The sequence below is a fragment of the Promicromonospora sp. NPDC050262 genome (genome assembly GCF_040655935.1).
In the GTDB taxonomy this organism is placed as follows: domain Bacteria; phylum Actinomycetota; class Actinomycetes; order Actinomycetales; family Cellulomonadaceae; genus Promicromonospora.
In genome coordinates, this window is the sequence record NZ_JBFAKX010000001.1 from 566,658 (window position 1) to 588,794 (window position 22,137).

The 22,137-nt window shown below is 72.9% G+C and carries 19 protein-coding genes; 9 read left to right on the plus strand and 10 right to left on the minus strand.

The window, feature by feature from the left end; genetic code table 11:
- The first annotated feature begins 5 nt into the window (after nt 1–5).
- Nucleotides 6–1,025, plus strand: coding sequence for a LacI family DNA-binding transcriptional regulator (locus AB0I29_RS02490; RefSeq protein WP_357477615.1), 1,020 nt, complete (start codon nt 6–8; stop codon nt 1,023–1,025).
- A 902-nt stretch (nt 1,026–1,927) separates the two neighbouring features.
- Here the strand turns inward: AB0I29_RS02490 and AB0I29_RS02495 are convergent.
- The 4 genes from AB0I29_RS02495 to AB0I29_RS02510 form a co-directional block, all read right to left on the minus strand.
- Entirely contained in the window at nt 1,928–4,405 is a 2,478-nt protein-coding gene (locus AB0I29_RS02495) for a TIM-barrel domain-containing protein (protein ID WP_357477618.1), read from the minus strand.
- Nucleotides 4,406–4,451: 46 nt separating this feature from the next.
- The gene (locus tag AB0I29_RS02500; RefSeq protein WP_357477621.1) at nt 4,452–5,273 is read right to left on the minus strand and encodes a carbohydrate ABC transporter permease; all 822 of its coding nucleotides are present in this window, start codon (nt 5,271–5,273) and stop codon (nt 4,452–4,454) included.
- A 74-nt stretch (nt 5,274–5,347) separates the two neighbouring features.
- Nucleotides 5,348–6,289: a sugar ABC transporter permease gene (locus AB0I29_RS02505; protein ID WP_357477624.1), complete on the minus strand. Its 942-nt coding sequence runs from the start codon at nt 6,287–6,289 to the stop codon at nt 5,348–5,350.
- The gene (locus tag AB0I29_RS02510) at nt 6,286–7,578 is read right to left on the minus strand and encodes an extracellular solute-binding protein (protein WP_357477627.1); all 1,293 of its coding nucleotides are present in this window, start codon (nt 7,576–7,578) and stop codon (nt 6,286–6,288) included. Before AB0I29_RS02510 ends, AB0I29_RS02505 begins: the two co-directional genes overlap by 4 nt.
- Nucleotides 7,579–7,717: 139 nt before the next feature.
- Here AB0I29_RS02510 and AB0I29_RS02515 point away from each other — a divergent pair, with 139 nt between their 5' ends.
- Both AB0I29_RS02515 and AB0I29_RS02520 read left to right on the plus strand, forming a co-directional pair.
- Entirely contained in the window at nt 7,718–8,425 is a 708-nt protein-coding gene (locus AB0I29_RS02515) for a TMEM175 family protein (protein WP_357477630.1), read from the plus strand.
- A 10-nt stretch (nt 8,426–8,435) separates the two neighbouring features.
- The gene (locus AB0I29_RS02520; protein ID WP_357477634.1) at nt 8,436–9,038 is read left to right on the plus strand and encodes a VOC family protein; all 603 of its coding nucleotides are present in this window, start codon (nt 8,436–8,438) and stop codon (nt 9,036–9,038) included.
- Between the two features lie 58 nt (nt 9,039–9,096).
- Here AB0I29_RS02520 and AB0I29_RS02525 read toward each other — a convergent pair whose 3' ends face one another.
- Both AB0I29_RS02525 and AB0I29_RS02530 read right to left on the minus strand, forming a co-directional pair.
- Entirely contained in the window at nt 9,097–10,590 is a 1,494-nt protein-coding gene (locus AB0I29_RS02525; protein WP_357477637.1) for a M15 family metallopeptidase, read from the minus strand.
- Nucleotides 10,591–10,636: 46 nt separating this feature from the next.
- Nucleotides 10,637–11,227, minus strand: coding sequence for a uracil-DNA glycosylase family protein (locus AB0I29_RS02530; RefSeq protein ID WP_285104119.1), 591 nt, complete (start codon nt 11,225–11,227; stop codon nt 10,637–10,639).
- A 130-nt stretch (nt 11,228–11,357) separates the two neighbouring features.
- Here AB0I29_RS02530 and AB0I29_RS02535 point away from each other — a divergent pair, with 130 nt between their 5' ends.
- From AB0I29_RS02535 to AB0I29_RS02550, 4 genes are all read left to right on the plus strand, one after another.
- Nucleotides 11,358–12,191, plus strand: coding sequence for a CPBP family intramembrane glutamic endopeptidase (locus tag AB0I29_RS02535; protein WP_285104117.1), 834 nt, complete (start codon nt 11,358–11,360; stop codon nt 12,189–12,191).
- Nucleotides 12,188–13,393, plus strand: coding sequence for a histidine kinase (locus AB0I29_RS02540; RefSeq protein ID WP_357477642.1), 1,206 nt, complete (start codon nt 12,188–12,190; stop codon nt 13,391–13,393). Before AB0I29_RS02535 ends, AB0I29_RS02540 begins: the two co-directional genes overlap by 4 nt.
- 95 nt (nt 13,394–13,488) lie before the next feature.
- The gene (locus tag AB0I29_RS02545; RefSeq protein ID WP_357478119.1) at nt 13,489–14,127 is read left to right on the plus strand and encodes a response regulator transcription factor; all 639 of its coding nucleotides are present in this window, start codon (nt 13,489–13,491) and stop codon (nt 14,125–14,127) included.
- A gap of 146 nt (nt 14,128–14,273) precedes the next feature.
- The gene (locus AB0I29_RS02550; RefSeq protein WP_285104113.1) at nt 14,274–14,582 is read left to right on the plus strand and encodes a hypothetical protein; all 309 of its coding nucleotides are present in this window, start codon (nt 14,274–14,276) and stop codon (nt 14,580–14,582) included.
- Between the two features lie 111 nt (nt 14,583–14,693).
- Here AB0I29_RS02550 and AB0I29_RS02555 read toward each other — a convergent pair whose 3' ends face one another.
- Nucleotides 14,694–17,663, minus strand: coding sequence for a glycoside hydrolase family 43 protein (locus tag AB0I29_RS02555; RefSeq protein WP_357477645.1), 2,970 nt, complete (start codon nt 17,661–17,663; stop codon nt 14,694–14,696).
- Nucleotides 17,664–17,889: 226 nt separating this feature from the next.
- Complete coding sequence (locus AB0I29_RS02560; RefSeq protein ID WP_285104109.1) at nt 17,890–18,429, minus strand: hypothetical protein; 540 nt, start codon at nt 18,427–18,429, stop codon at nt 17,890–17,892.
- Between the two features lie 134 nt (nt 18,430–18,563).
- On the opposite strand from AB0I29_RS02560, the gene AB0I29_RS02565 reads away from it, so the two are divergent.
- Complete coding sequence (locus tag AB0I29_RS02565) at nt 18,564–19,376, plus strand: NAD(P)-dependent oxidoreductase (protein ID WP_357477649.1); 813 nt, start codon at nt 18,564–18,566, stop codon at nt 19,374–19,376.
- A gap of 10 nt (nt 19,377–19,386) precedes the next feature.
- Here AB0I29_RS02565 and AB0I29_RS02570 read toward each other — a convergent pair whose 3' ends face one another.
- Complete coding sequence (locus AB0I29_RS02570) at nt 19,387–20,169, minus strand: SDR family oxidoreductase (RefSeq protein ID WP_357477652.1); 783 nt, start codon at nt 20,167–20,169, stop codon at nt 19,387–19,389.
- A 157-nt stretch (nt 20,170–20,326) separates the two neighbouring features.
- On the opposite strand from AB0I29_RS02570, the gene AB0I29_RS02575 reads away from it, so the two are divergent.
- The gene (locus tag AB0I29_RS02575) at nt 20,327–21,274 is read left to right on the plus strand and encodes a DUF2797 domain-containing protein (protein ID WP_357477655.1); all 948 of its coding nucleotides are present in this window, start codon (nt 20,327–20,329) and stop codon (nt 21,272–21,274) included.
- Nucleotides 21,275–21,343: 69 nt separating this feature from the next.
- Here the strand turns inward: AB0I29_RS02575 and AB0I29_RS02580 are convergent, their stop codons facing one another.
- Nucleotides 21,344–22,081, minus strand: coding sequence for a hypothetical protein (locus AB0I29_RS02580; protein ID WP_357477658.1), 738 nt, complete (start codon nt 22,079–22,081; stop codon nt 21,344–21,346).
- Between the last annotated feature and the right edge of the window lie 56 nt (nt 22,082–22,137).

Sequence of the window (22,137 nt, forward strand, 5' to 3'; positions counted from 1 at the left end):
TCGTCATGAACCGGGTGACCCTGCAGGACGTGGCGGATCACGCCGGGGTCTCGATGAAGACCGTGTCCAACGTGGTGCGCGGCTACCAGCACGTGAGCCCGCGGATGCGCGAACGCGTGCAGGCCGCGATCGACGAGCTGGGCTATCGCCCCAACCGGACCGGCCGCAGCCTCGCGACGGGCCGGTCGAGCATGCTCGGGCTCGCCTTCCCGGACCTGCGGCGGCCGTACTTCGCGGAGCTCGCGCACGTCTTCGCCCGGGTCGCGGAGTCGCGCGGCTACCGGCTCCTGCTCGCGGAGACGGGCGCGACCGCGGACGGCGAGCGCTCCGTGCTGCGCGACCCCGAGGCCGGGATCATGGACGGGATGGTGCTCCAGCCGCAGGTCCTGACCGCCCGGGACCTGGACGACCAGCGCCACGGCCTGCCCATCGTCTTCCTCGGCGAGGACCCGCAGCCCGACGGCGCGGACCAGGTGGCGATCGACAACGTCGCCGCGGCCCGCGACGCCGTCGGGCACCTGGTGCGCGCGGGACGACGCCGCATCGGGTTCCTCGGCCACGAGACCGACCGGATCTCGTGGACCTCCACGCTGCGGATCGAGGGCTACCGCGCGGCACTTGTCGACGCGGGCCTCCCCGTGGACCCGGCCCTGCTCGTGACCCGGCGGCAGGACGGCGACGCCCGCGACGCCGAGGAGGCCCTCGCCGCCGCGCTGGACGCCGGGCTGCAGCTGGACGGCCTGCTGTGCCGCGACGACCTCGCGGCGATCGGCGCCCTGCGCGCGCTGCGGCGGCACGGCCTGGACGTCCCGGGCGACGTCGCCGTGATCGGCTGGGACGCCATCGAGCTGGGCGCGAGCACCGCACCGAGCCTGACGTCGGTCGCGCCCGACACCCGGGCGCTCGCGGAACAGGCCCTCGACCTGCTGCTGGAACGCCTGGAGGGCTACGCGGGCCCGGGCCGCCACGTCACGGTGGGCCACACGATCCAGTTCCGCGAGAGCGCCCCGGAGCTGCCGGCGTAGCGGGAGCCCCTCGCCCGGCGGCCGCCCGGTGAGTTCGGCGGCTCTCGTCCAGGTCGGCACTCTCCTGCCCAGGTCGGCAGTTTGCATCGAGGTCGGCACAGGCCTGTGCCGATCTCGGTGCCAACTGCCGACGTCGATGCGAACTGCCGACCTCGCGCACTCAACGGCCCGTCACCCGCTCACAGGACGCCGCCGACGGGCGCCCAGATCGGCAGGTAGCTCGCCGAGGTCGGCAGGTTGCTCGGCGAGATCGGCGATCCGCACCGCGCGGTCGGCAGATTCCTCACCGAGGTCGGCAGGTCGCATCGAGATCGGCACAGGCCTGTGCCGATCTCGGTGCCAACTGCCGACGTCGATGCGGACTGCCGACCTTGCGCGCACGGCACCGGCGCAGTGCGCGTGGCCGCACAGCCGCCTACCCAGTCATTGGGCCCGAAACAGCCCTCATTTCGGGCCCAATGACTGGGTAGGCGCCGCGGCGTCCGACGACGGCATCCAGCGTCCGGTGCAGATGTCCGGTGCTGACGTCCGGTGCTGGCATCCGGTGCCGGCGTCCGGTGCTGGCGTCCGGTGCTGGCGTCCGCAGACCGTAGGCGTGGATCTCTGTTGAGTGCCGGTTGGACTCAGCTGCGTTCAGCGCAGTCGGTCGGCGTTCACCGTGGCTGGACAGTTCGGCTCATCCAGAACACCCAGGGCGCAGCCGGACGAAGTTCAGCCCAGGCGACACCCCTCGATTGTCCTCACGTTACCCCCGGCCGCTTCGACAAATCCCCCACACCAGTCAGCCCACACCAGTCAGCCCGTACTCACCGGCCCACACCAGTCTGCCGGTGCGAGGCAGTCTCGCCCGGGACGCCCGCCCGAGAGACCCGCACCGGGACGCCAGCACAGGACTGCTTCGCTCACGCGTGTGTCGGGTCGACGGCCGCGAGTTGCTCGACCAGCGCCGCGCGCACCGAATCCGGCAGGTCGACGGCGGAGAGCTCCGCGAGCTTCTCGGCCACCGTCCGCGTGCTGCTGACGATGTCCCAGGCCTCGAGCTTCTCCGGGTTGCTCGACTGCGCGCTCTCCAGGATGACGCGGGCCGCCTCGGTCCGGTCCGAGCCGATGCGCAGCGGCCCGCCCTCGACCCGGACCACGATCTCCGCCGTCGGCGGCGCGGAGACCTGGACGCTCCACCGCCCGTCGACGCCGTCCACCGCGACCACGGCACCGTTCACCGTCACGGGCCCCTCGGGCAGTCCGGCGAGGAACGTCACCGTCCACTCCCGGTGCGCAGGCACCGCCGTCGCGTCACCACGCACGGGCTCCACGCGGAACTCGCCGCGCTCGCGGTCCCAGCGCAGCGTGGCCGTCGTGGCAGGTCCGGCACCGGCCGCCGAGGCACCGCCGATCGAGGCAGCACCGTCCACCGACGCGGCGTCATCCAGCGCAACACCAGCGACGCCGCCCACCGGACCAGAAGCCCCGTCCTCGGCGTCCTCCACCAGCACGAACTCCCCCGACGCCCCGGGCGCCACGAGCACCTCCAGGGCCTCGGGGTTGCGGGTCGCGTCGAGGTCGGGGCCGGCGTCGAGCGGCAGGATGCCGCCCTCGCGCAGCAGCGCCGGGACGGACCCGAGGGTCCGGTGCATCTCGACGGTGCGTCCGCCCTGGTAGACGGCGTCGGTGAAGATGTCGGTCCACAGCCCCTCGGGGAGCCAGACCCGCACGCTCCCCCGCAGCGACGCGGCGTCCCGGGGCGAGGTGATCGGCGCGACCACGAGCTCGCTGCCGAAGGCGTACTGGTTGGGCACGCGGTAGGCATCGGCGCGCCGCGGCTCCAGGTGGTACATCGGCCGCACGAGCGGCACGCCGGCGGCGGCGCGGTGGTTCATGGTGTGCAGGTAGGGCACCATGCGGTGCCGGAACCGCAGCGCGTCCTCCATCGCGGCGCGGTGCTCCGGCGGGAACACCCACGGCTCCTTGCGGATGAACGGGTTGTTCGCCGAGTGCAGCCGCATGATCGGCGAGAACACGCCGAACTGCACCCAGCGGGTCGCGAGCTCGTCGTCACGCACGCCGCGGGTGTGCCCGCCGATGTCGTGGCTCCACCAGCCGTAGCCGATGTTGGCGGCGGTGGCGGTGAACTCCGGCTGGAATGCCAGCGACTCCCACGAGACCACGGCGTCGCCGGAGAAGCCGACCGCGTACCGGTGGCTGCCGGGTCCGGCGTAGCGGGAGAACGTCATGCCGGGCTTGCCGTCGCGGGCGGCGTCGAGGTGGTGGAAGTGGTTCAGCACCCACAGCGGGTCCACGCCCGCCGTCCCCGAGGTGCGGCCCTGCTGCCAGTCGATCCACCAGAAGTCGACCCCCTGCTCCTCCAGCGGGTGGTGCAGCTCCCGGAAGTACGCCTGGAGGAAGGCCGGATCGGTCGGGTCGAACGGGATGGGCCGCTCGGTGTCCGGGTCCACGCCCAGGGCGCGGGCCATGGCGGGGTAGGCGTCCTCGAACGCGCGGACGCCGTCGGCCGGGTGCAGGTTGAGCGTGGTGCGCAGCCCGCGCTCGTGCAGGGCGCCGAGGAAGGCCGCGGGGTCGGGGAACAACGTGGGCTCCCACGAGTAGCCGGTCCAGCTGCTGCCGAAGCGCTCCGGCACGGAGTCCACCCGGTGCCAGTCCATGTCGATCACGGCGACGGAGAACGGGATCCCCTCGGCCGCGAACCGGTCCATGAGCGCCAGGTACGACTCGTCGCTGTAGGGGTGGTACCGGCTCCACCAGTTGCCGAGCGCCCAGCGCGGCAGCCGCATCGGGTGGCCGGAGACCCGGTAGAGGTCGCGGACGGCGTCGGTGTACTCGCGGCCGAACGCGAACACGTACAGGTCCTGCCGCCCGGGCACGCGGGAGCCCACCCAGCCGTCGTCCTCGAACAGGAACGACGCCGAGTCGTCGACCACGCCGATGCCGTCGCGGGACACGACGCCGGGCTCCAGGTCGGCGCGACCGTCGACGTCGTCCAGCGTGCGGGCCGTGCCGCCCAGGTCCCACGTGGGCTCGCCGTACCGCCAGCGCCCGGAGTCGCGCCCGAGGATCTCGACCACGAGACCGCTCGCCGAGAACTCCCCGCCGTCGTACCGCAGCCGGGCGCGCGCCGTGGTGAGCACCACGCCGTCGCCGACCCGCTCGACGGCGAAGTCGGCGGGCGGCAGGTCACGCCGGATCGCGAACGTGGAGGCGCGGTCCTCGAACCCGCCGTCCGCCGAGCGCTCGACCCGGAAGACGCCGTCGCTCAGCACGGTGATGCGCCAGCCGGCGCCGTGCACCTGCTGCTCGCTGCGTGCGCGGGGCGCCGCCTCCGGCAGGGGCCGGACGACGGACAGGCTGTCGACGATCTCTGACATGGAACTCCTCGGTGCTTGCGGGTGGTGCGTGTGCGGGTCGGCAGGCTCAGTGCTTGACGGCGCCCTGCGTCACGCCGCTGATCACCCAGCGCTGCGCGAACAGGTACGCGACGATCGTCGGCGCCATCGCCATGAGGTACGACGCGAAGGCGACGTTGTAGTTGGTGCCGAACTGGCTCTGGAAGATGTTCTGCACCACGGGCAGGGTCTGCAACGTGGGGTCGGACATGATGAGCGACGGCATCATGAAGTCGTTCCAGGACGCCAGGAACGCGAAGATTCCGACCGTAGCGTTCATGGGCCCAAGCAGCGGCAGGATTATCCGCCAGAAGATCTGCCACGTGCTCGCGCCGTCGATCCGCGCGCTCTCCTCCAGCTCGATCGGGATGGACCGCAGATAGGCCGTGTAGAGCAGCACGCTGAACGAGAGCTGGAACATCGCGTGCAGGATCCCCACGCCCAGCGGGTTGTCCAGGCCGGTGAGCGCCGTGAGCTGGATCTGCGGCAGCGCGACGACGGGGAACGGCAGGAACAGCGCCGCGAGCAGGTAGACCATCGACCACCGGAAGAACCGGTGCGACCAGTTCCGGGCGATGGCATAGGCCGCCAGCGAGCTGAGGAAGAGCGTGAGCAGCACGGCGATCGCCGCCACGGCCAGCGAGATGCCGAACGAGACGGGGAACCGCGTGAGCGACCATGCCTCGGCGAAGCTCGCCGGGTGGAACGGGGCCGGCAGCGAGAACGCGTTGCCGTCGGCGGACTGCGCGCTGGTCTTGAACGCCATCGACAGCGTCACGTACAGCGGCACGAACACCGTGAGCGTGGCCAGGCCGAGCAGGATCGTCAGCGGCCAGTTCGTGCGGTGCACGCGGCCGGCGTGGGCCGGGCGCGGGGATCGGACGGACGGGCGCGGGCCGGCCGCGCGGGGTGCTTCGACGGTGGTCACAGCTGGACCGCCCTTCCACGGGTGGCGATGATCTGAGCGACGGAGATGAGCGCGGTGACGATCAGGAACACCGTGGCGTTGGCCATCTGGTAGGCGTAGTCGCCGCCGGTGAAGCCGCCGAAGATCGTCATGGCGACGCTGCTCGTGGCCGTTCCGGGTCCGCCGCCGGTCAGGCCGACGATGACGTCGTACACGCCGAGGTAGCCCTTCACACCGAGGATGGTGTTGATCAGGATGAAGCCCGCGATGAGCGGCACGGTGACGGACCGGAACTGCCGCCAGGGCGTGGCGCCGTCCAGCGCGCTCGCCTCGTACAGATCGCTCGGGATGGACGTCAGCCCGGCCGTGTAGACCAGGAGCGCGCCCGGGATCGTCTGCCACGCGGACACGATCACGATGGACAGCCAGGCCAGGTCAGGGTTGCCGAGGATGCTCTCCTCCAGCGGCCCGAAGCCCACCGCCGTCGCGATGGCGGGCAGCGAGTTGGAGAACAGGAAGTTGAACACGTACGCCACGACGATCCCGGAGACCACCATCGGGATGACGAACACCGTGCGCAGCGTGGTCGCGAACCGGATGCGCCGGGTCAGGGCGACGGCGAGCGCGAGCGCGATCACCTGCGCGACGACGACGGTGACCAGCGCGAACCCGAGCGTGAACCCGTACGACTCGAGGATGCGCGGGTCGCTGAACAGCGCGGCGTAGTTGCGCAGGCCCAGGAAGGACCAGTCACCGAACCCCACGTAGTCGGTGAGGCTGTAGAAGATGCCGATCAGCGCGGGGACGATCACGAACGCCGTGAAGATCAGCAGCGTCGGGACCAGGAACACGTAGTACAGCGGCTCGACCCGCCGTCCGGTCGCGCGACGGCCCGTGCGCCGGGCCGTCGTCGGGCGTCCGGCCGTCGTCGAGCCCTGGTACATCGTTGTGTCAGTCATACGGTGGCCTCCCGTCCGGCGAGCCGGCGCCAGTCGGCGTCGAGCTGGCGGAGCATGCCCTCGAAGTTGCCGGAGCGGATCGCGGACTGCAGGTAGTTGCCGAGCGGGATCGACGTCGGCACGAACGTCCCGGCCCCCTGGTAGAAGGCGGCGCGGTCCACGTAGTCCTGGAGCCCGGCCAGGCGCTCGTCCTGCTGCGGCGGGGCGTCCTTGAGCGTCGAGTACGCGAGGTTGTCTCTGTTGTAGGCGTTGATGACGTCGGGCCGCATGAGGAACTCGACCAGCTCGCGCGCCTCCTCCTGGTGGGCCGACGCCGTCGGGATCCACAGGCCCAGGTCGATGTTGACCCGCGCCTGTCGCTCCTCGGGGTTCTCGGAGACCGGCAGCGCGAAGGTGCCGATCTCCAGGTCGGGGTCGACCAGCGCGATCTGGCTGAGCGCCCACGGACCCTGGAGGTACATGGCGGCCTCGCCCTTGCCGAACGCGAGGTTGCCGTCGGCGTAGGCCCGCACCGCGTGGTCCTTGTTGAAGTACGACGAGATCGTCTTGGCGCGCTCCATCGGCAGGGCGAAGTCCTTCTCGAAGGAGACCTCCGAGTCCGGCCCGACGTCGGTGCCCAGCTCCTTGAGCCGGCGGAAGAACTCGCCCGGCGCCACGAGGCTGCCCACGGAGTAGTCGAACAGGCCCTGCCAGAGCGTCCAGGTGTCCCGGTCGGTCGCGTAGACCGGCGTGATCCCGGCGCGGGTCAGCTCCTCGCAGACGTCGACGAACTGCGTCCACGTCTCCGGGACGGGCAGCTCGTGCTCCGCGAAGATCGCCTTGTTGTAGATGACGCCGGCCGCGGCGAGCGAGTACGGCAGCACACTGGTGCGGCCGGGGTACGTGGCGTACTGGTCGGTGAGCTCGCCGATGTCGGTTCGGACCGTCCGCGCCGAGGGCAGGTCGGACAGGTCCCCGAGCACGCCGCGCTTGATGTACCGGGCCAGCTCCAGGTTGTCGTTGAAGCAGCCGACGTCGGCGGGCTCGTTGCGCACGAACTGCGGGGCGATCGCGACGGTGCTGTCGTGCACCACGGTGATGCCCGGCCGCTCCTTCTCGAACCGCCGCAGCAGCTCGTCGAAGTAGGCGATGACCTCCTGCTTCTGCTCGTAGAAGCGCAGGGTGGTGCCCCCGCCGGACCCCGCCGAGGCCGACGCGCACCCCGCCACGCCGAGCGCGACCAGTGCGGCCGAGCCGGTGAGAAAGGACCGTCGGCTCAGTGATGAGGGACGACCTGAACCTGGACTCACGCTGCATCTCCCATGCTCGAACTCCGTTGCTCGCTGCGACCGTCGGAATTTACAGCGCTGTAAATGATCCGTCAAACGTCCGGGGGTTCGATTCGGCCTGACGTGGCAGGATCACCGGCGAGGGTCCAGGGAGGTCCAGATGAATACCGCGCCACCGCCCGTGCGCACCAGCGAGCGCCTCATCGCGTTCCTCGACGCCGCGATCGCCATCGCGCTGACCCTGCTGATCCTGCCGCTGATGGAGAGCGTGTCCGAGGCGGTGGGCGAGGAGCAGACCCTGGGCGACTACGCCGCCGAGCACAGCTGGCAGCTGGTGGCGTTCACGCTCAGCTTCGTGATCATCGCGATGTTCTGGCGCATGCACCACGGGATCCAGGCGCCGGACACGCCGCTGACCCAGCAGCACCTGACGCTGCAGCTCGCGTGGCTGTTCACCATCACGGTGATGCCCGTGGTCACGGCGCTGACGGGCGGTCTGGACACGGACCGGGCGCTGGTGGCGTCGTACATCGGCAACCTGGCGGTGAGCGCGTGGCTGCTGTTCGTGATCGCCGTCGTCGAGCGCCGCGACCGGACGGCGGCCGGGCTGCCCGTGGACGCGACCCTCCCGGCGACGCCGCTGGCCGTCGCGCTGCTGTTCACGCTGACCCTGCTGTTGGCGCTGATCGTCCCGTCGTACACGTGGCTGTTCCTCATGGCGCTGTCCGGTCTGGTCCGCGCCGGGCTGGTGCGGCTCGGCGTCGTGGGGCGGGATCGGGCGGCCGACGGCGGCGCCGGCAACCCGGCCGGCGGCGCCGCCGAGCACTCGTCAGGAATCGAGAAGCGCACCCCGCCGTCCGCTCCCTAACGTGGTGGGCATGGCAAACATCGACTCCGTCACCCTCGAGGTGGCCGACCCCAGCACCGCCCGCTCCTTCTACGACTCCGCCTTCGGCCTGGGCGAGGACCGCCTCGACCTGCGCGCCGGCGAGACGCCCAGCACCGGGTTCCGCGGCTTCCACATCTCCCTCGTCGCCGACCAGCCCGGCGACGTCCACGCGCTGTTCGACGCCGCGGTCGCCGCGGGCGCCGCGGTGCTCAAGCCCATGGCCAAGTCCATGTGGGGCCACGGCGGCGTGGTCCAGGCGCCGGACGGCACCATCTGGAAGATGGCGACGTCCGCCAAGAAGGACACGCGCCCGGCCGAGCGGCGGTTCGACGAGATCGTGCTCCTGATCGGCGCCGAAGACGTCTCGGCGAGCAAGAAGTTCTACGTAGGTCACGGCCTGACGGTCGGCAAGAGCTTCGGCTCCTACGTCGACTTCAAGATGGGCTCCAGCCCCATCGGCTTCGGCCTCTACAAGCGCGCCGCGCTGGCCAAGGACGCCGGGGTGCCGCCGGAGGGCACGGGCTCGCACCGGCTCACGGTGGGTGGCGACCTCGGTGAGGTCACGGACCCGGACGGGTTCGCGTGGGCGTGAGCCCGGCTTCGTCGGTGAGGGCGCGCCGGTCGGGCCCGTCGTAGGCGGACCCGACCGGTCAGTAGCTGTTCGGCGCCTTGACCGACTGCCAGTGCCACGGCTCCGGGTTGCGCCCGGAAGGCTCGGCGAACGGCGGGTGCACCCAGCCGTAGGCCTCCGCGTTGGCCTTGAGCCAGTCGTACTGCGCCGACCCGAACGTCGCCACACCTCCGCCGATGTCGATCGCCAGGCCCGTGCCGTGGTTGGAGCAGCCCGGCGGCGCGGCGGTCTTGGACGACGGGTTGTACAGCGCCTCCTGCTCCGCGTAGGTGCGGTAGGAGGAGTTGATGGTCATGTTCACGCCGAACTCCGCCGCGTAAGCGGCGTTCAGCTCGGCCAGGGCGCCGACGACGTCGGAGCGCACGTAGTGCCCCGAGGCGAACGGGATCTGGGCCAGCTCGGACGACGACAGGTGCCCGTTCTCGGCGGACCACACCTGGTCGGGCTCGGGGCACGTGCCGGCCGGAGCGGTGTCGGTGTCGTCGGTCGTGCCCGCGTCGTCGCCCGGGTCGGCGCCGGTGTCGTCCGCACCGGGGTCGGTGGCGTCAGTCTCGGCCTCGGGTGCGTCATCCGCGGTCTCCGCCGACACCGCAGCAGCGGCCTCCTCGATACCGGCCGTCGCCTCGGTCAGGGCCTTGGTCAGCCGGCTGGCGTCGCCAAGCACGTCGGCGCTCGCCTCCGATGCCGCGCCGGCCTCGGCGCCGGCGGCCTGAACGGTGCCGGCCTGCGCCGTCGCAGCGGGAGATGCGTCCGCCTGGATGTCCGCCGCAGTCTGGGCATCTGTCGCGGCCTGGGCCTCCGCCGCCCGCGCGAGCAGCTTGTCCGCCTGGGCGGTCAGATCGCCCCCGTCGTCCAGCGCGGCGCGTAGGGCATCCCGCCCGGCTGCGTCCGCGGTCGACTCCGCGTGCACCTGCTCGCCGTCGACCATCGCCGTCTTCAGAGCATCCCGGGCCGTCTCCAGCCCGGATACGGCTCGGGCCAACCGGGCCTGCCGCCCCGAGGCGGCGACCGCAGCGGTCGCCTCGCGCAGCGCGGCGGTCACGGCGGGCACGTCGACGTCGAGCGCGGCGCTCGCCTTCAGCAGCGCGGTGGCCTCGGCCTCCGTGCCCGACGGCGACGTGGTCACCGACTTCAGGGACGTCACCGCCCGCTCGGCGTCCTCGATCGCCGTGTTGAGCGCACTCCGCGTGGACTTGTCCGCGGCCTTGCCGTCCGGGCTCTTCAGCACGGCCCGGGCGTCGTCCAGGTCGGTGGTGAGGGCGGTCTGGAGCGACACGCTCTCGGCGATCGCCGCCTGCGCCCCGGCCACTGCGGACGGCGGGTTGGTCGCCTCCGGTTCGAACACGTCGAACGCGTAGGCGCTTCCGGCGGCGACGACCAGGCTCGTCACGGCCGCGACGATGCCGATCGTCCACCGCTTGCGCCTCCGCTCCGAGGCGCGCGTGCCCCGCCGAGGCCGCGGCGACGTGGGAGGCGCCGGCGGCTCGGGCCAGAGGGGGGTCTGGGTCAGCACCGACGAAATGTACCGTCGGCGCGAAGCAGGCGCAGGCTAAATGGCGTCACGTCCCCGCGAGCGCCCCCGCCACCAGCGTCCGCAGCGCCGGCACCACGTCCTCCTCGAACCAGGGGTTCTTCGCCTGCCAGCGGAAGTTCAGCGGCGACGGATGCACCAGCGGCACGGTCTCCGGCAGGTACTCCTGGTAGGCCCGCACGGTCTCCGTCAGGCTCTTCTTCGCCCGGCCGCCCAAGTAGTGCTTCTGGGCGTAGCTGCCCACCAGGACCGTGAGACTGCGGCGCGGCAGCTCGGCGAGGATCCGCGGATGCCACCGCTCCGCGAAATCTTTGCGCGGCGGCAGGTCGCCGGACGCCCCCTTGCCCGGGTAGTAGAAGTCCATCGGGAGGATCGCGAACAGGTCAGGGTCGTAGAACTGCTCGTCGGTCACCCCGAGCCAGGACCGCAGCTTCACGCCGCTGGCGTCGTTCCACGGTGTGCCGCTCTCCTGGGCCTTGCGGCCGGGAGCCTGCCCGACGAGCACGATCCGCGCACCAGATGCCACCGAGTAGAGCGGCTCGTAGCCGAGCTCGGCCGCCCACGCGTTGGACGGGTCGGCGACGATCTCCGCGCGGATCAGGTCGAGGGTGCTGGCCACCGGCCCAGTCTGTCCCCCGTGCGAGCTACCCGCGAGTGTCCACCCTGCGGTGACGACCGCGGACCTGGGAATTCATAGCGTTCGGGGTACCCCGCGGCGCCCGGCCGCGGCCCCTTCCCAAGGAGTCATCGTGCGTCTGGTGTGGCAGCTCATCGCGATCCTCGCGGTCTCGTTCCTCGGCGGCCAAGGCCTCGTGGCGGTCCAGGACAGCCCCTGGCTGACGCTCGCCGTCGGCCTCGCCACGGCCGTGGTCGGCGTCGTCGTCTACACGTGGGTGGTGCGGCTGACCGAGCGCCGTCCCGTCATCGAGGTGGCCCTGAAGGGTGCGGCGCCCGCGCTGACCTGGGGCACTCTGCTCGGCCTCGGGCTGTTCGGCCTGGTCATCGTGAACCTCGCCCTTCTCGGCAGCTACACCGTGCACGGCCTCGGCTCGCCGCTCGGCGCCCTGGGGCTGGTCGGCTTCATGGCCGCCGCTGCCGTGACCGAGGAGCTCATGTGGCGCGGCGTCCTGTTCCGGATCGTCGAGGGCTGGACCGGCACCTGGATCGCGCTGACGATCACCGGCCTGCTGTTCGGCCTGGCGCACCTGCTCAACGCCAACGCCACCCTGTGGGGCGCCATCGCCATCGCCATCGAGGCCGGCGGCATGCTCACCGCCGCGTACGTCGCCACCCGCAAGCTCTGGGTGCCGATCGGCCTGCACCTCGGCTGGAACATCGCCGGCAGCGCGATCTTCAGCACCGAGGTCTCCGGCAACGACACCCCGCAGGGCCTGCTCGACGCCACCACGCAGGGCCACGTGCTGGTCACCGGCGGCACCTTCGGCCCCGAGGGCAGCCTCTACTCCGTGGTGTTCTGCGCGATCACCGCCGCGATCTTCCTCGTGATCGCCCACCGGCGCGGCCACATCGTGCCGGTCCGCCGCGCCGCCCGCGCCGAGGTGGCCGCTAGGCTCCCCCGGTGATCGAGCTGAGGCAGGTCCCGGGCCGGTGGCGCCGTCTCGACGTCACGGTCCGGGACCTGCCGCTCGCCCTCGGCCTCGCCTGCGCGGCATTCCTGCCCGCGCTGCGCGACTACGGCACCCAGGTGGGCGAGCTGCCCGCGCGACCCCTGGACGGGTGGGCCGTGCTGGTCATCGCCCTGGAGTGCCTCCCCCTCGCCGTCCGACGGCGGTGGCCGGCCCTCACCATGCTGCTCGTCGCGGCCGGCTTCGCCGCCGGCCAGGTGTTCGGCTACCACTCGTTCGCGGGCAACGCGGTCGGCATCGCGCTCGTCAGCACGGGCGCCCACCTGGGCCGACGGCGGCGCGTGGTCGCCGCCGTCCTGACCGTCGGCTACGTGGCGCTCGCGGTCACCCTCGACCAGCTGACCGGCGCCGAGCGCGTGGACGAGTTCGTGACGTTCTACCTGGCGATGGCCCTCGCCTGGGGCATCGGCGCCTGGCTGCGCTCCACGCGGGCGGCCGAGGCCGAGCGCCGACACCGCGTCGCCGAGGACACGCTGACCGCCGAGCGCACCCGCATCGCCCGCGAGCTGCACGACGTGGTGACGCACCACGTCACGGCGATGGTGGTGCAGACCGAGGCGGCACGCTACCTGACGGCGGCGCCCGACCGGCTGGAGCAGACGCTGGACGCCGTCACCGACACGGGCCGGCGCGCCATCGCCGACCTGCGGCACCTGCTCGATCTGCTCGATCCCGGGCACGACGGCGCCGCCCGGACGCCGTCCGCCGCCGAGGTGCGCGTGCTCGTGGAGCAGACGTGCCGGGCCGGGCAGCCCGTCGACCTGACCGAGGTCGGCGAGCCGGCCGGGTCGGCGGACAGCGCCGGGCTGACCGCCTACCGGGTGGTGCAGGAGGCCCTGACGAACGCGCTCAAGCACGCGCACGGCGCCCCGACGACGGTCGCGGTGCGGCATGCCGAACAGGAGGTCGTCGTGGAGGTCAGCACGGCGGGGCAGGGTGCCGGGGCGGTATCCGGCGGGCTCACGGGAGCGGCACGGCCGCCCGCCGTCCCCGGCGGAAGCGGCCGGGGACTGGCCGGCCTCCGCGAGCGCGTCGAGGCCCTGGGCGGCGAGTTCGGCACCCAGCGGCTGGACGACGGCGGCTTCGTCGTCCGGGCGCGCGTGCCTCGCACGTACTCGGCGGCGGGGAGCCGGTCGTGAGCGCGGGCGAGCCGGCCGCGCCCGTGCAGCCTGTCGACCCGGCCGCGGCGTCCCTCAGCCCGGCCGGTCCCGCCGCGACCCCGCCCGTCCGGGTCCTGGTGTGCGACGACCAGGCGCTGATCCGCACCGGCTTCGCGACGATCATCGACGCCCAGCCCGACCTGGAGGTGGTGGGCGAGTGCGCGGACGGGCGCGCCGCCGTCGACCTCGCCCTCCGCCTGGAGCTGGACGTCGCGGTGATGGACGTGCGGATGCCGGTGCTCGACGGCATCGAGGCGACCCGCCTGCTCGCGGGCGCGGGGGTGGAGCGCCCGGTGAAGGTGCTCGTGGTGACCACGTTCAACCTCGACGAGTACGTCTACGAGGCGCTGCGCGCGGGGGCCAGCGGGTTCCTGCTCAAGGACGCCCCGGCGGGCCAGCTCCTGCAGGGCATCCGGACGGTCGCGAGCGGCGCCGCGCTGCTGGCCCCCGAGGTGACCCGGCAGCTCGTGGGCCGGTACGCCGCCCGGATCCGGCCCGCCGAGAACGCCCCCGCCCACACGACCCTGACGCCGCGCGAGCTGGAGGTGCTGCGCCTGATCGCCGACGGCCGGTCCAACAGCGAGATCGCCGCGACCCTGGTGATCAGCCAGGAGACCGTCAAGACCTATGTGTCGCGGCTCCTGGCGAAGCTCAACCTGCGCGACCGCGTGCAGGCCGTCGTGTACGCGTACCGCACGGGCCTGGTGACCTGAGCGGCAGGGCCGACGTCCGCGGGTCCGGGTGATCTCTCGGCGCCGGGCGGTGGCGCCCACGGCCCGGACGTACGTTGAAGGTCCGGAGGGCGGACCGGGTCCGACCGACCTACCCGGACGCCCTTCACCACAAGGAGGTGGTGAACATGAGGCGTGTCATCCTGACGTGCGTCGTCACAGCGGGGCTGACCCTCGGCGGTGCCATGTCGGCCATGGCGGGCGAGACCAACGGCAACGGTGACCCGATCCCGGGCGCCCACCAGGCCAGCTCGGCCTGCGCGTTCTCGGGTCGGGACCTGCCCGACGCGGAGGAGAACCAGCCGCCCGAGTTCAACGACGACTTCGTCACGGACGGACGGGTCCAGAGCTACGGCAAGTACGTGAGCCACGGGCTGAAGGCCGCCGTGCCCAGTCCCGGCCAGGCGTGCCGCGGCAACGTCGACTTCGAGGGCTGACGTCGACACACGGCCGGCGTCTTGCCCGGCGACCGCCATCACCTTTGAGGCCCGGGTTTCTCCGCTTTCGAACCGTCGAAAGCGGAGAAACCCTGGCCTCAAAGGGGAGTGTCAGGCACAGTCCGCCGCCGGGTAGCCTGCCGTCAGGCCGGGCTCGCCCCGCTTCGCGACCGTGACGCTCCCGGCCTCCAGCGCCGTGGACTTCGTGCTGACCACGGCCGATCCCGTGCGGCCCGGCGCGACGTCCCGCACCACGCGCGTGCCGAACGGCGTCCGGATCTCGACGTCCGCCCTCTTGTCCCCCGTGTTGCGCACCGTGGTCACGAGCTGGGCCTTGTCGGGCCCCACGCACCGCGCCGCCACCCCGGGCACGACGGCGGTGGTGCGCGCCCCGACCCCGAGCGCGGGGATCTTGAGGTACGAGTCCGGGGTCGCGAACGTCAGGCGCACGGCCGACGCCCAGACCGGCTCGAACTCGACCGACACCGGCGTGCCGGTGGCACCGGGCACCACGTCCTGGGCCGTGGTCGGGTGCCAGGCGCCCGCGGCGTCGCGGTACTCGACGCCCACGTGCGCGATCGTGCCCTCGGTGGTCGTGAAGCCGACCCGGTCGACGGCGCGCGGCTCGGCCGGCTCCACCGTCAACGTCACCTCGTCCCGGCCGGCGCTCCCGGACCACGTGGACCAGGACGTCGACGCGTTCCCGTCGCACGCGTTGGCCGCCGGCAAGGTCTCCCACTCCGTCTGGTGGAAGCTCGCCGAGACGGTGGTGCCGTCGGCCCGGCAGAGGTCCTCGACGTCGTCCGCGCCCCAGACCTGCACCTCCGAGACGGACTGCCACGTGTTCGTCGCCGTCGTCAGGCGCAGGCGCAGGCCGTTCGTGCGCGGCAGGCCGGAGACGTCGAGCACGGCGACGGGCGCGGACGACGCGGCGTCCTGGGCCAGGTCGACGCTGATGTCCGTCGCCGTCCAGGCACCCGACGCGTCGAGGTACTCCGCCGCGACGGTGGACGGCCAGGTCGCGCCCGCACCGTCCTTGTACGTGTGCACCACCACCTCCGTCAGGTCCTGCGTGAGCGGCCAGGTGAAGGACAGCCAGCTGTTGCGGGGGTAGCCCGACGACGTCCAGTCGTCCCAGCCCTTGCCCTTGACGTTGCCGTCGACCACGGTCGGGGCGAGGTTCGCCCGGCTGGAGGCCGCTACGGACGCGCCGGGCGCGAGGTTGGCGATGCCGTCCTCGTGCACCTCGACGGTGCGTGTGAAGGTGCGGCCCGCCGTGAAGCCGTCGCCGGCGGCGAGCGTGCCCGTGACGGTCTGGGTGCCGCGCTCGTCGAACGACGTGGCGCTCCAGGTCACCGCGACGTCCGTCGTGACGCCGTCGACCTCGACCGGGACGGCGTCGGGCAGGGCGGCACCGAAGTCCTCGCCGGGTGCCACCTGGTCGGGCACGCCGTCCTCGACCACGCGCCAGATCTCCGTGCCGGCGCCCTTGTCGTCCCAGTAGCTCTCGTCCCAGCCGGCGCCCCAACGTGCCGGGTCCTCGGTGGCGGGGTTACGCATCTCGGCCCGGCCGTTCTCGCCGATCGTGATCGGGAGCCAGACGTAGTTCGAGTTCGCGGCCCCGGCGTTCCACCGGTCCCCCATGTAGACGAACCGGCCGCCGCCCAGGTCGAGCACGTTGGTCGACTGCGAGCCGAAGCTCGTCCGCCGGGTGTCGCCGACCGACAGGAGCCCGTCGCCGCCCTCGGGGATCGCGTTGTACGCGACGTTCTCGTGCTGGTCGCCCGCCTCGACGCCGCGGATCCACGGCCCCAGGACGCTGTCGGCCGTGTAATAGGTCTGCGGGTTGGGGGCCCAGCCCGTCGCGCCCGACGCCACCGTGTAGTACCTGCCGCCGTGCTGGAACAGCGCGGGCGCCTCCAGCACGCCGCACTCCTTGACGATCTGGAAGTCCTCGCCGCGCACCGGAGCGGCGGCGGTGCCGTCCGCGAACAGGTACGGGAAGCGGCCGTCCTCCGAGTACTGCCCGGCGTCCACCATGTCGACGTCGGTGGTGTGCGTGACGTTCGTGTAGTCGGCGTCGAGCTCGGCGATGTAGAGGGAACGGTTCTCCTCGGAGGAGTAGACGATGTACGCCGTGCCGTCGTCGTCCTGGAACACCGTCATGTCCCGCGCCTGTCCGGGCACCGCGGCGGAGATGCACGCCTGGTAGTTGGTCCGGTTCGGCATCCGGTAGACGCCCGTCATCCTGAACGGCCCGGTGGGGCTGTCCGAGACCGCGACGCCCGCCATCGAGCGCGCGTACATGCTGCCGCCCACGGTGCGCTGCCCGTCGGAGTGCCACCACAGCACCCACTGGTTCGTCTGCTCGTTGAACAGCACCTTGGGACGCTCGAAGATCGTCGTGTAGTCGGCGGCCTCATCGGTGTTCAGGTGGTAGTCCAGCTCCGCGATGCGGTCAGCGCGCGGTTCGCCCGCGTCGTCCACCGTGTCGTAGAGGGCGTCGAAGTAGTCCGACTCCAGCTCCGCGGCGTCGGACACCGAGCGCAGGACGACGCCCTCGTCGGTCCAGTTCCTCGTGTCGTACGACTTGTAGGCGTGGACGCCCGGGCTGCCGTAGTAGCCGTTGCTGCGGTCCTCGCCGTACCAGTAGTAGACGGTCTGCCCGGCCTCCTCGCCCTGGACCACGGACCCGGCGTCGACGCCGAGCGCCTCGGCCGAGACGGACACGACCTGGCCGCCGTGGGCCTGGATGTGGTTGCCGGCGTCGTCGAGCCAGGACGGCGTGAAGTAGTCGGCGGCGCCGGAGCCGGGGTCGAGGATGGGCGGGTAGGCGGAGTAGGCAGCGGAGTCAGCGGTTGCCGCGAGGGGTGCGGTGTCGGTCGCCGCGGCTGAGGTGGCCGGGGCTGCCGCGGGCGCGGCGTCGCGCACGGCCGCGTGCCCGACGGCGGGCAGTGCCGGGACGGCGAGCGTCGCGGCCAGTGCGACGGCGAGCGCCGGGCGAACGGGTGCCGAGCGATCCGGGGCCGGGCGAGCGGGTGGTGCGGAGGGGCTGGTGCGCCGAGCGCGGCGAAGTCCCATGTCCGTCTCCTTCATCCTCGAAGTCTGTGGACGTGCGAGGACGGACGGCGCCGGCCTCGCGGAACGCGACCCTGCGTTCCGGCGGGCCCTGCGGGACCGCCGCGCAACAGGCTGGCACCCGCGAAATGTTCACGTCAACAAGATGTCCGAAAGTGATCGACTCGGGCACCGGTTCCAACGTCGCGGGCCGACGCCGCGGGACGCCGTCGTCCACGCCGCTCCGCGCTCAGCCGTGCGCGAGCAGCTTGAGCCCCACCACGCCGACCGCGAGCGCCGCGAGCACGCCGAGCGCCAGGATGCGCGCGAGCCAGGGCAGCTTGGTGCGGCGGATGCCGAGCCAGGCGATGAGCACCAGGGTGGCGATGAGCACGCCGACGCCCACGCGCAGGGCGGTGGTCACCTCCCACCAGCCGAGGCCGGCGGCGGCCAGGGCGAGCAGCGGGATGACGAGCGTCAGGAGGGCACCGCCGCTGGTCCGGGTCATCGCCGCGAGGTGGTGCCGGTCGGGGAACCCGCCGTGCGCGGCGAGGTGGGAGATGAGCTCGGCGAGCCAGGCGGCGGCCACGGTGCCGACGGCGGTGATGGTCAGCGACGCCGCCGCGGTCCCGGCGCCGAGCCCGTGAGCGTGGGCCAGCAGCGTGAGGATGACGGCGAGCGAGGCGAACGTGACGTAGACGCGCTCACGCAGGCGCTCGGCGAAGCTCTCCCGCTCCTCGGGGGTGATCGTCTCGAGATCCGGGTGCGGGGCGCGGCGCGGGGTGCTCATGCGGGTCATTCTCTCGTGGCGCCCTCCTGCCGCCCTCGTGCCACCCTCCCGTGTCACCGCAGGTCGTCGCGGGCGTCCGCCGCCCGATCCCCTACCCTCTCGTCAGAACGCCGACCGGACGAGGGAGCCCGAGCATGTCGAACGACGCACCACAGGTGGTCGCGATCACCGGAGCGGCCGGCCGGATCGGCCGCGCGATCACGCCGCTGCTGCGGCGTCCCGGACGGGAGCTGCGCCTGCTGGACCGGGCGCTGCCCGCCGTGCGCGACGCCCGCGACCGGTGGTTCACGGGCGACATCACCGACCCGGCCTCCCTGGACGACACCGTCCGGGGCGCCGACCTGGTGGTGCATCTCGCGGCCCACCCCTGGGAGCGCCCGTGGCCCGAGATCCTCGCCGTGAACATCGACGGCACCCAGAAGGTGCTCGACGCCGCGCACCGCGGCGGCGTCCCGCGCGTGCTGCTGGCGAGCACCATCCACGCGGTGGGTTACGCGACGCCCGACGAGGCCGGGGCGGCCGACGTGCTCGTCCCGCGGCCCGACACGTTCTACGGCGTGAGCAAGGCGGCCGGCGAGGCCCTCGGCAGCGTCTACGCCGACCGGTTCGGCATGACCGTGGTGAGCGCGCGGATCTGCGCTTTCAGCACCGATGTCGGGGAGGGCCCGTCGGTCGCGCAGTGGCTCTCCCCCGCCGACGCCGCGCGGCTGGTCGAGGCCGTCGCCGCCCTGGACCGGCCCGGGCACCACATCGTGTGGGGCGTCTCGGACAACGCTCCGGGCTGGTTCCCGCTCGGCCCCGGGCACGCGATCGGCTTCCACCCGCAGGACGACGGGGTGCGCCGCGCGACCGAGCGCGACGGCGTCGCACCGCCGATCCCGGAACGCGACGGGGCGCTCGCGGGCATCTTCGCGGACGACGACCACCCGCTGGGCGGCGAGTGGTGACCGCCTGAGCTCATCCGTGGGCGGACACGCCGGCGCGGTGCTCGGCCCCGGCCGGCCAGTCCCGCAGCGCCGTCGGCGCGATCCGGGCGCCGGGCTCGGGCAGGAGCGCGCGGCGGTCGACCACGCCGCCGAAGTACGTCGCGCTCGGGTCGCGGACGACGGCATGGGCCGCGCCCAGCCGGGAGAGCGCCTCGCGCACGAAGGTGTCGAGCTCGTACTGGTCGGGTCCCGCCAGGTCGAGGTCGGTCACGCCCGGCGGCGAGCTCACGAGCCGGACGAGCTCCGCGGCGACGTCCGCCCCCGCGACCGGCTGCACCAGCAGCGGGGCGATCCGGGCGGGCCCGCCCTCCGGCGCCGTCGAGGCCAAGGCGATGGTCGGGGCGAACTCGAAGAACTGGGTCGCGTGGAGGATGGTGCAGTGCGCGTCGCCGCCGCGGACGGCATCCTCGAGCCGCACCTTCGCCGCGTAGAACGGGACGTCGGGCGCCCGGTCCGACCCGACGATGGACAGCATGACGTGGTGTCCCACGCCCGCCTCGCGCTCCGACCGCGTGACGTTCTCCCCGGCACGGGCGAAGAACTCGTCGATGCGGGCCGGGTCCAGCGAGCCGGGCTTGGCGGTGTCGACCACCACCCGGGCGCCGTCCAGCACCTCGCGCAGGCCCTGCCCCGTGACCAGGTCGACGCCGCTGGCGCGCGACGCGACCCGGACGTCGTCGCCCCGCTCTCGCAGGAGCCGGACCACCTGGGTGCCGATGGTGCCGGTGCCGCCCAGCACAACGATCGTCGTCATCCTCGACTCTCCCCTCCGGCCGGTATGCCGCGGCGCTGCGGCGTGACCAGTGCTGACCGCCCAGAGACCCATCGTGTACCGGGAGGCGGTGATCGGCTCGGTCATCCCTTTTTCCGGGCCTTTCGGCTCGCCCCTCGGTTGGCTCTAGAGTCGTGCCGTGTCCGACGAACGCACCACGCCGAGCACCACCCCGCCCGCCTGGCGGCCGACCGGCGTGACCTGGGCCGACGGCGGTGCGGCGCTGGAGTGGCTCTCCCCCGCCGGGGCGACGCGGAGCAGCGCGCTGGACGTCGGGGCGCGGCTCGGGCTGCGGGTCGGCGCCGACCGGCGGTGCCTCGGCCTGTGGTGGGACGGGCGCCGCGTGCCGTGCGTGGCGGGGGCGCGGATCGACGCCGCGGCGAGGTCGGGCCAGTGCGAGTCGTGCGCCGCGATCGCCCGCACCCGGTCGGTCGCGACCGACACCGCACTGGACGACCCACGGGAGTTCCGCGTCTACCTCGCCCACCACGGGAGCGTGATCAAGGCGGGCATCACCGCCTCGGCCCGCGGGCCGGCCCGGCTCCTGGAGCAGGGCGCGCTGTCGTCGCTGTTCCTCTCGGCGGGCACGCTGGTCTCCGCACGGCGGTGCGAGTCCCTGCTCACCGCCGCGCTCGGCCTGCCGCAGCAGGTGCACACCGCGCGCAAGCGGGCGGCCCGCTGGGCACCGGGGACGACGGCGTCCCGCGGGGCCGAGCTGGCCGCCGTCGTCGGGCAGGCGGCCGGGCTGGACTGGCCGCCCGGGCAGGTGTGGGACCCGACGTCGGCGCTGGACCATACCCCTGCATACGGGCTGCCCGAGGGCGGTCTGGCGCCCGCGGGGCAGCTCGACCCGCTGCGGCCGGGGACGACGGTCACGGGCGAGGTGACCTGCCGGATCGGGCGGGACGTGTACCTGAGTACGCCGGGGCGCACGACGTCGGGCGGTGTGCTGCTGGTCGACACCGGGCTGCTGGAGGGCTGGGACCTGACCCGGGCCGATCCGGCAGTGCCCGGGACGGCGAGCACGTCTCCGGTCAGCGCGCCGGGCGGGGCGGGTGCTGGTGTGGAGCAGGACGCGCTCTTCTGATGGGTTGCGGCGTCGCGGCGACGGCTGCGGCGCTGCCGCGAGCGCGGCGGGTCCGGCGGTGCGAGCGGGTCAGAGGCGCAGCAGGTCCCGGGCCAAGCCCTCGCGCAGACCCTCAGGCGGGTCGACGTATCCCTCCGCGTACAAGGCCTCGGGGAACCCGCCGGCCGCGAACGCGGTGTTGAGGTCGTCCACGAACCAGAGCGTCGGGCCGACCAGCCCGTCCACCCCGACTCCCGGGAGCTGGATCCCGTACGGGCCGTCGCCGCTGATGTTGGCCTTGTGCAGGGCATCCGGGGCGAAGTCGAGCTGGAACGGCTGGGAGTCGTCGTCGGCGTCCTCACGCCACATCTCCCACTCGCCCTCGTAGTACTCGCGCGAGCCGCCGCCGTGGAAGCTGTGCTCGAACTCGACCACGAGCGGGTCCGCGAGCACGCTCGCGGCCCACCGCGGGTGCTCGCCCACGAGCCACACGTCCCCGACCTCGCGGATCCACGCCGACACCGTCATCGGGAACGGCGCGAACGTCTCCTCCAGCCAGTCGGCGAGGTCGGCGGCGCCGGCCGACGGCGGGAGGTGCGCCGGACGGGGCGTCATCTCGTCGTCGTTCTCCGCGGCGACAAACCCGTCGGACTGGAGCCGGTCGACGATCGTCTCCACGTTCCGGCGCGCCCGCACGGCCATCTCGCGGGCTACGGCCTGCGCGTCCTCGCGGTGCTGCTCGTCGAACGCCGTCAGCCCCAGGGCACGCAGGTCGCGCCACACGTCGTCGTGCTCCCCGGCCTGGTACCGGGCGAAGTAACTGGTCACGAGGGAAATCCTGGCAGAACCCGGGGCGTCGGTGTGCCGGACGGGCTGGCCCGCGC

Coding starts and splice junctions, on each gene's coding strand:
- AB0I29_RS02495 (WP_357477618.1), bottom strand. CDS start 4,405: ATGTCAGAGATCGTCGACAGCCTGTCCGTCGTCCGGCCCCTGCCGGAG.
- AB0I29_RS02560 (WP_285104109.1), bottom strand. CDS start 18,429: ATGAGCACCCCGCGCCGCGCCCCGCACCCGGATCTCGAGACGATCACC.
- AB0I29_RS02505 (WP_357477624.1), bottom strand. CDS start 6,289: ATGACTGACACAACGATGTACCAGGGCTCGACGACGGCCGGACGCCCG.
- AB0I29_RS02570 (WP_357477652.1), bottom strand. CDS start 20,169: ATGACGACGATCGTTGTGCTGGGCGGCACCGGCACCATCGGCACCCAG.
- AB0I29_RS02565 (WP_357477649.1), top strand. CDS start 18,564: ATGTCGAACGACGCACCACAGGTGGTCGCGATCACCGGAGCGGCCGGC.
- AB0I29_RS02490 (WP_357477615.1), top strand. CDS start 6: ATGAACCGGGTGACCCTGCAGGACGTGGCGGATCACGCCGGGGTCTCG.
- AB0I29_RS02550 (WP_285104113.1), top strand. CDS start 14,274: ATGAGGCGTGTCATCCTGACGTGCGTCGTCACAGCGGGGCTGACCCTC.
- AB0I29_RS02555 (WP_357477645.1), bottom strand. CDS start 17,663: ATGGGACTTCGCCGCGCTCGGCGCACCAGCCCCTCCGCACCACCCGCT.
- AB0I29_RS02520 (WP_357477634.1), top strand. CDS start 8,436: ATGGCAAACATCGACTCCGTCACCCTCGAGGTGGCCGACCCCAGCACC.
- AB0I29_RS02515 (WP_357477630.1), top strand. CDS start 7,718: ATGAATACCGCGCCACCGCCCGTGCGCACCAGCGAGCGCCTCATCGCG.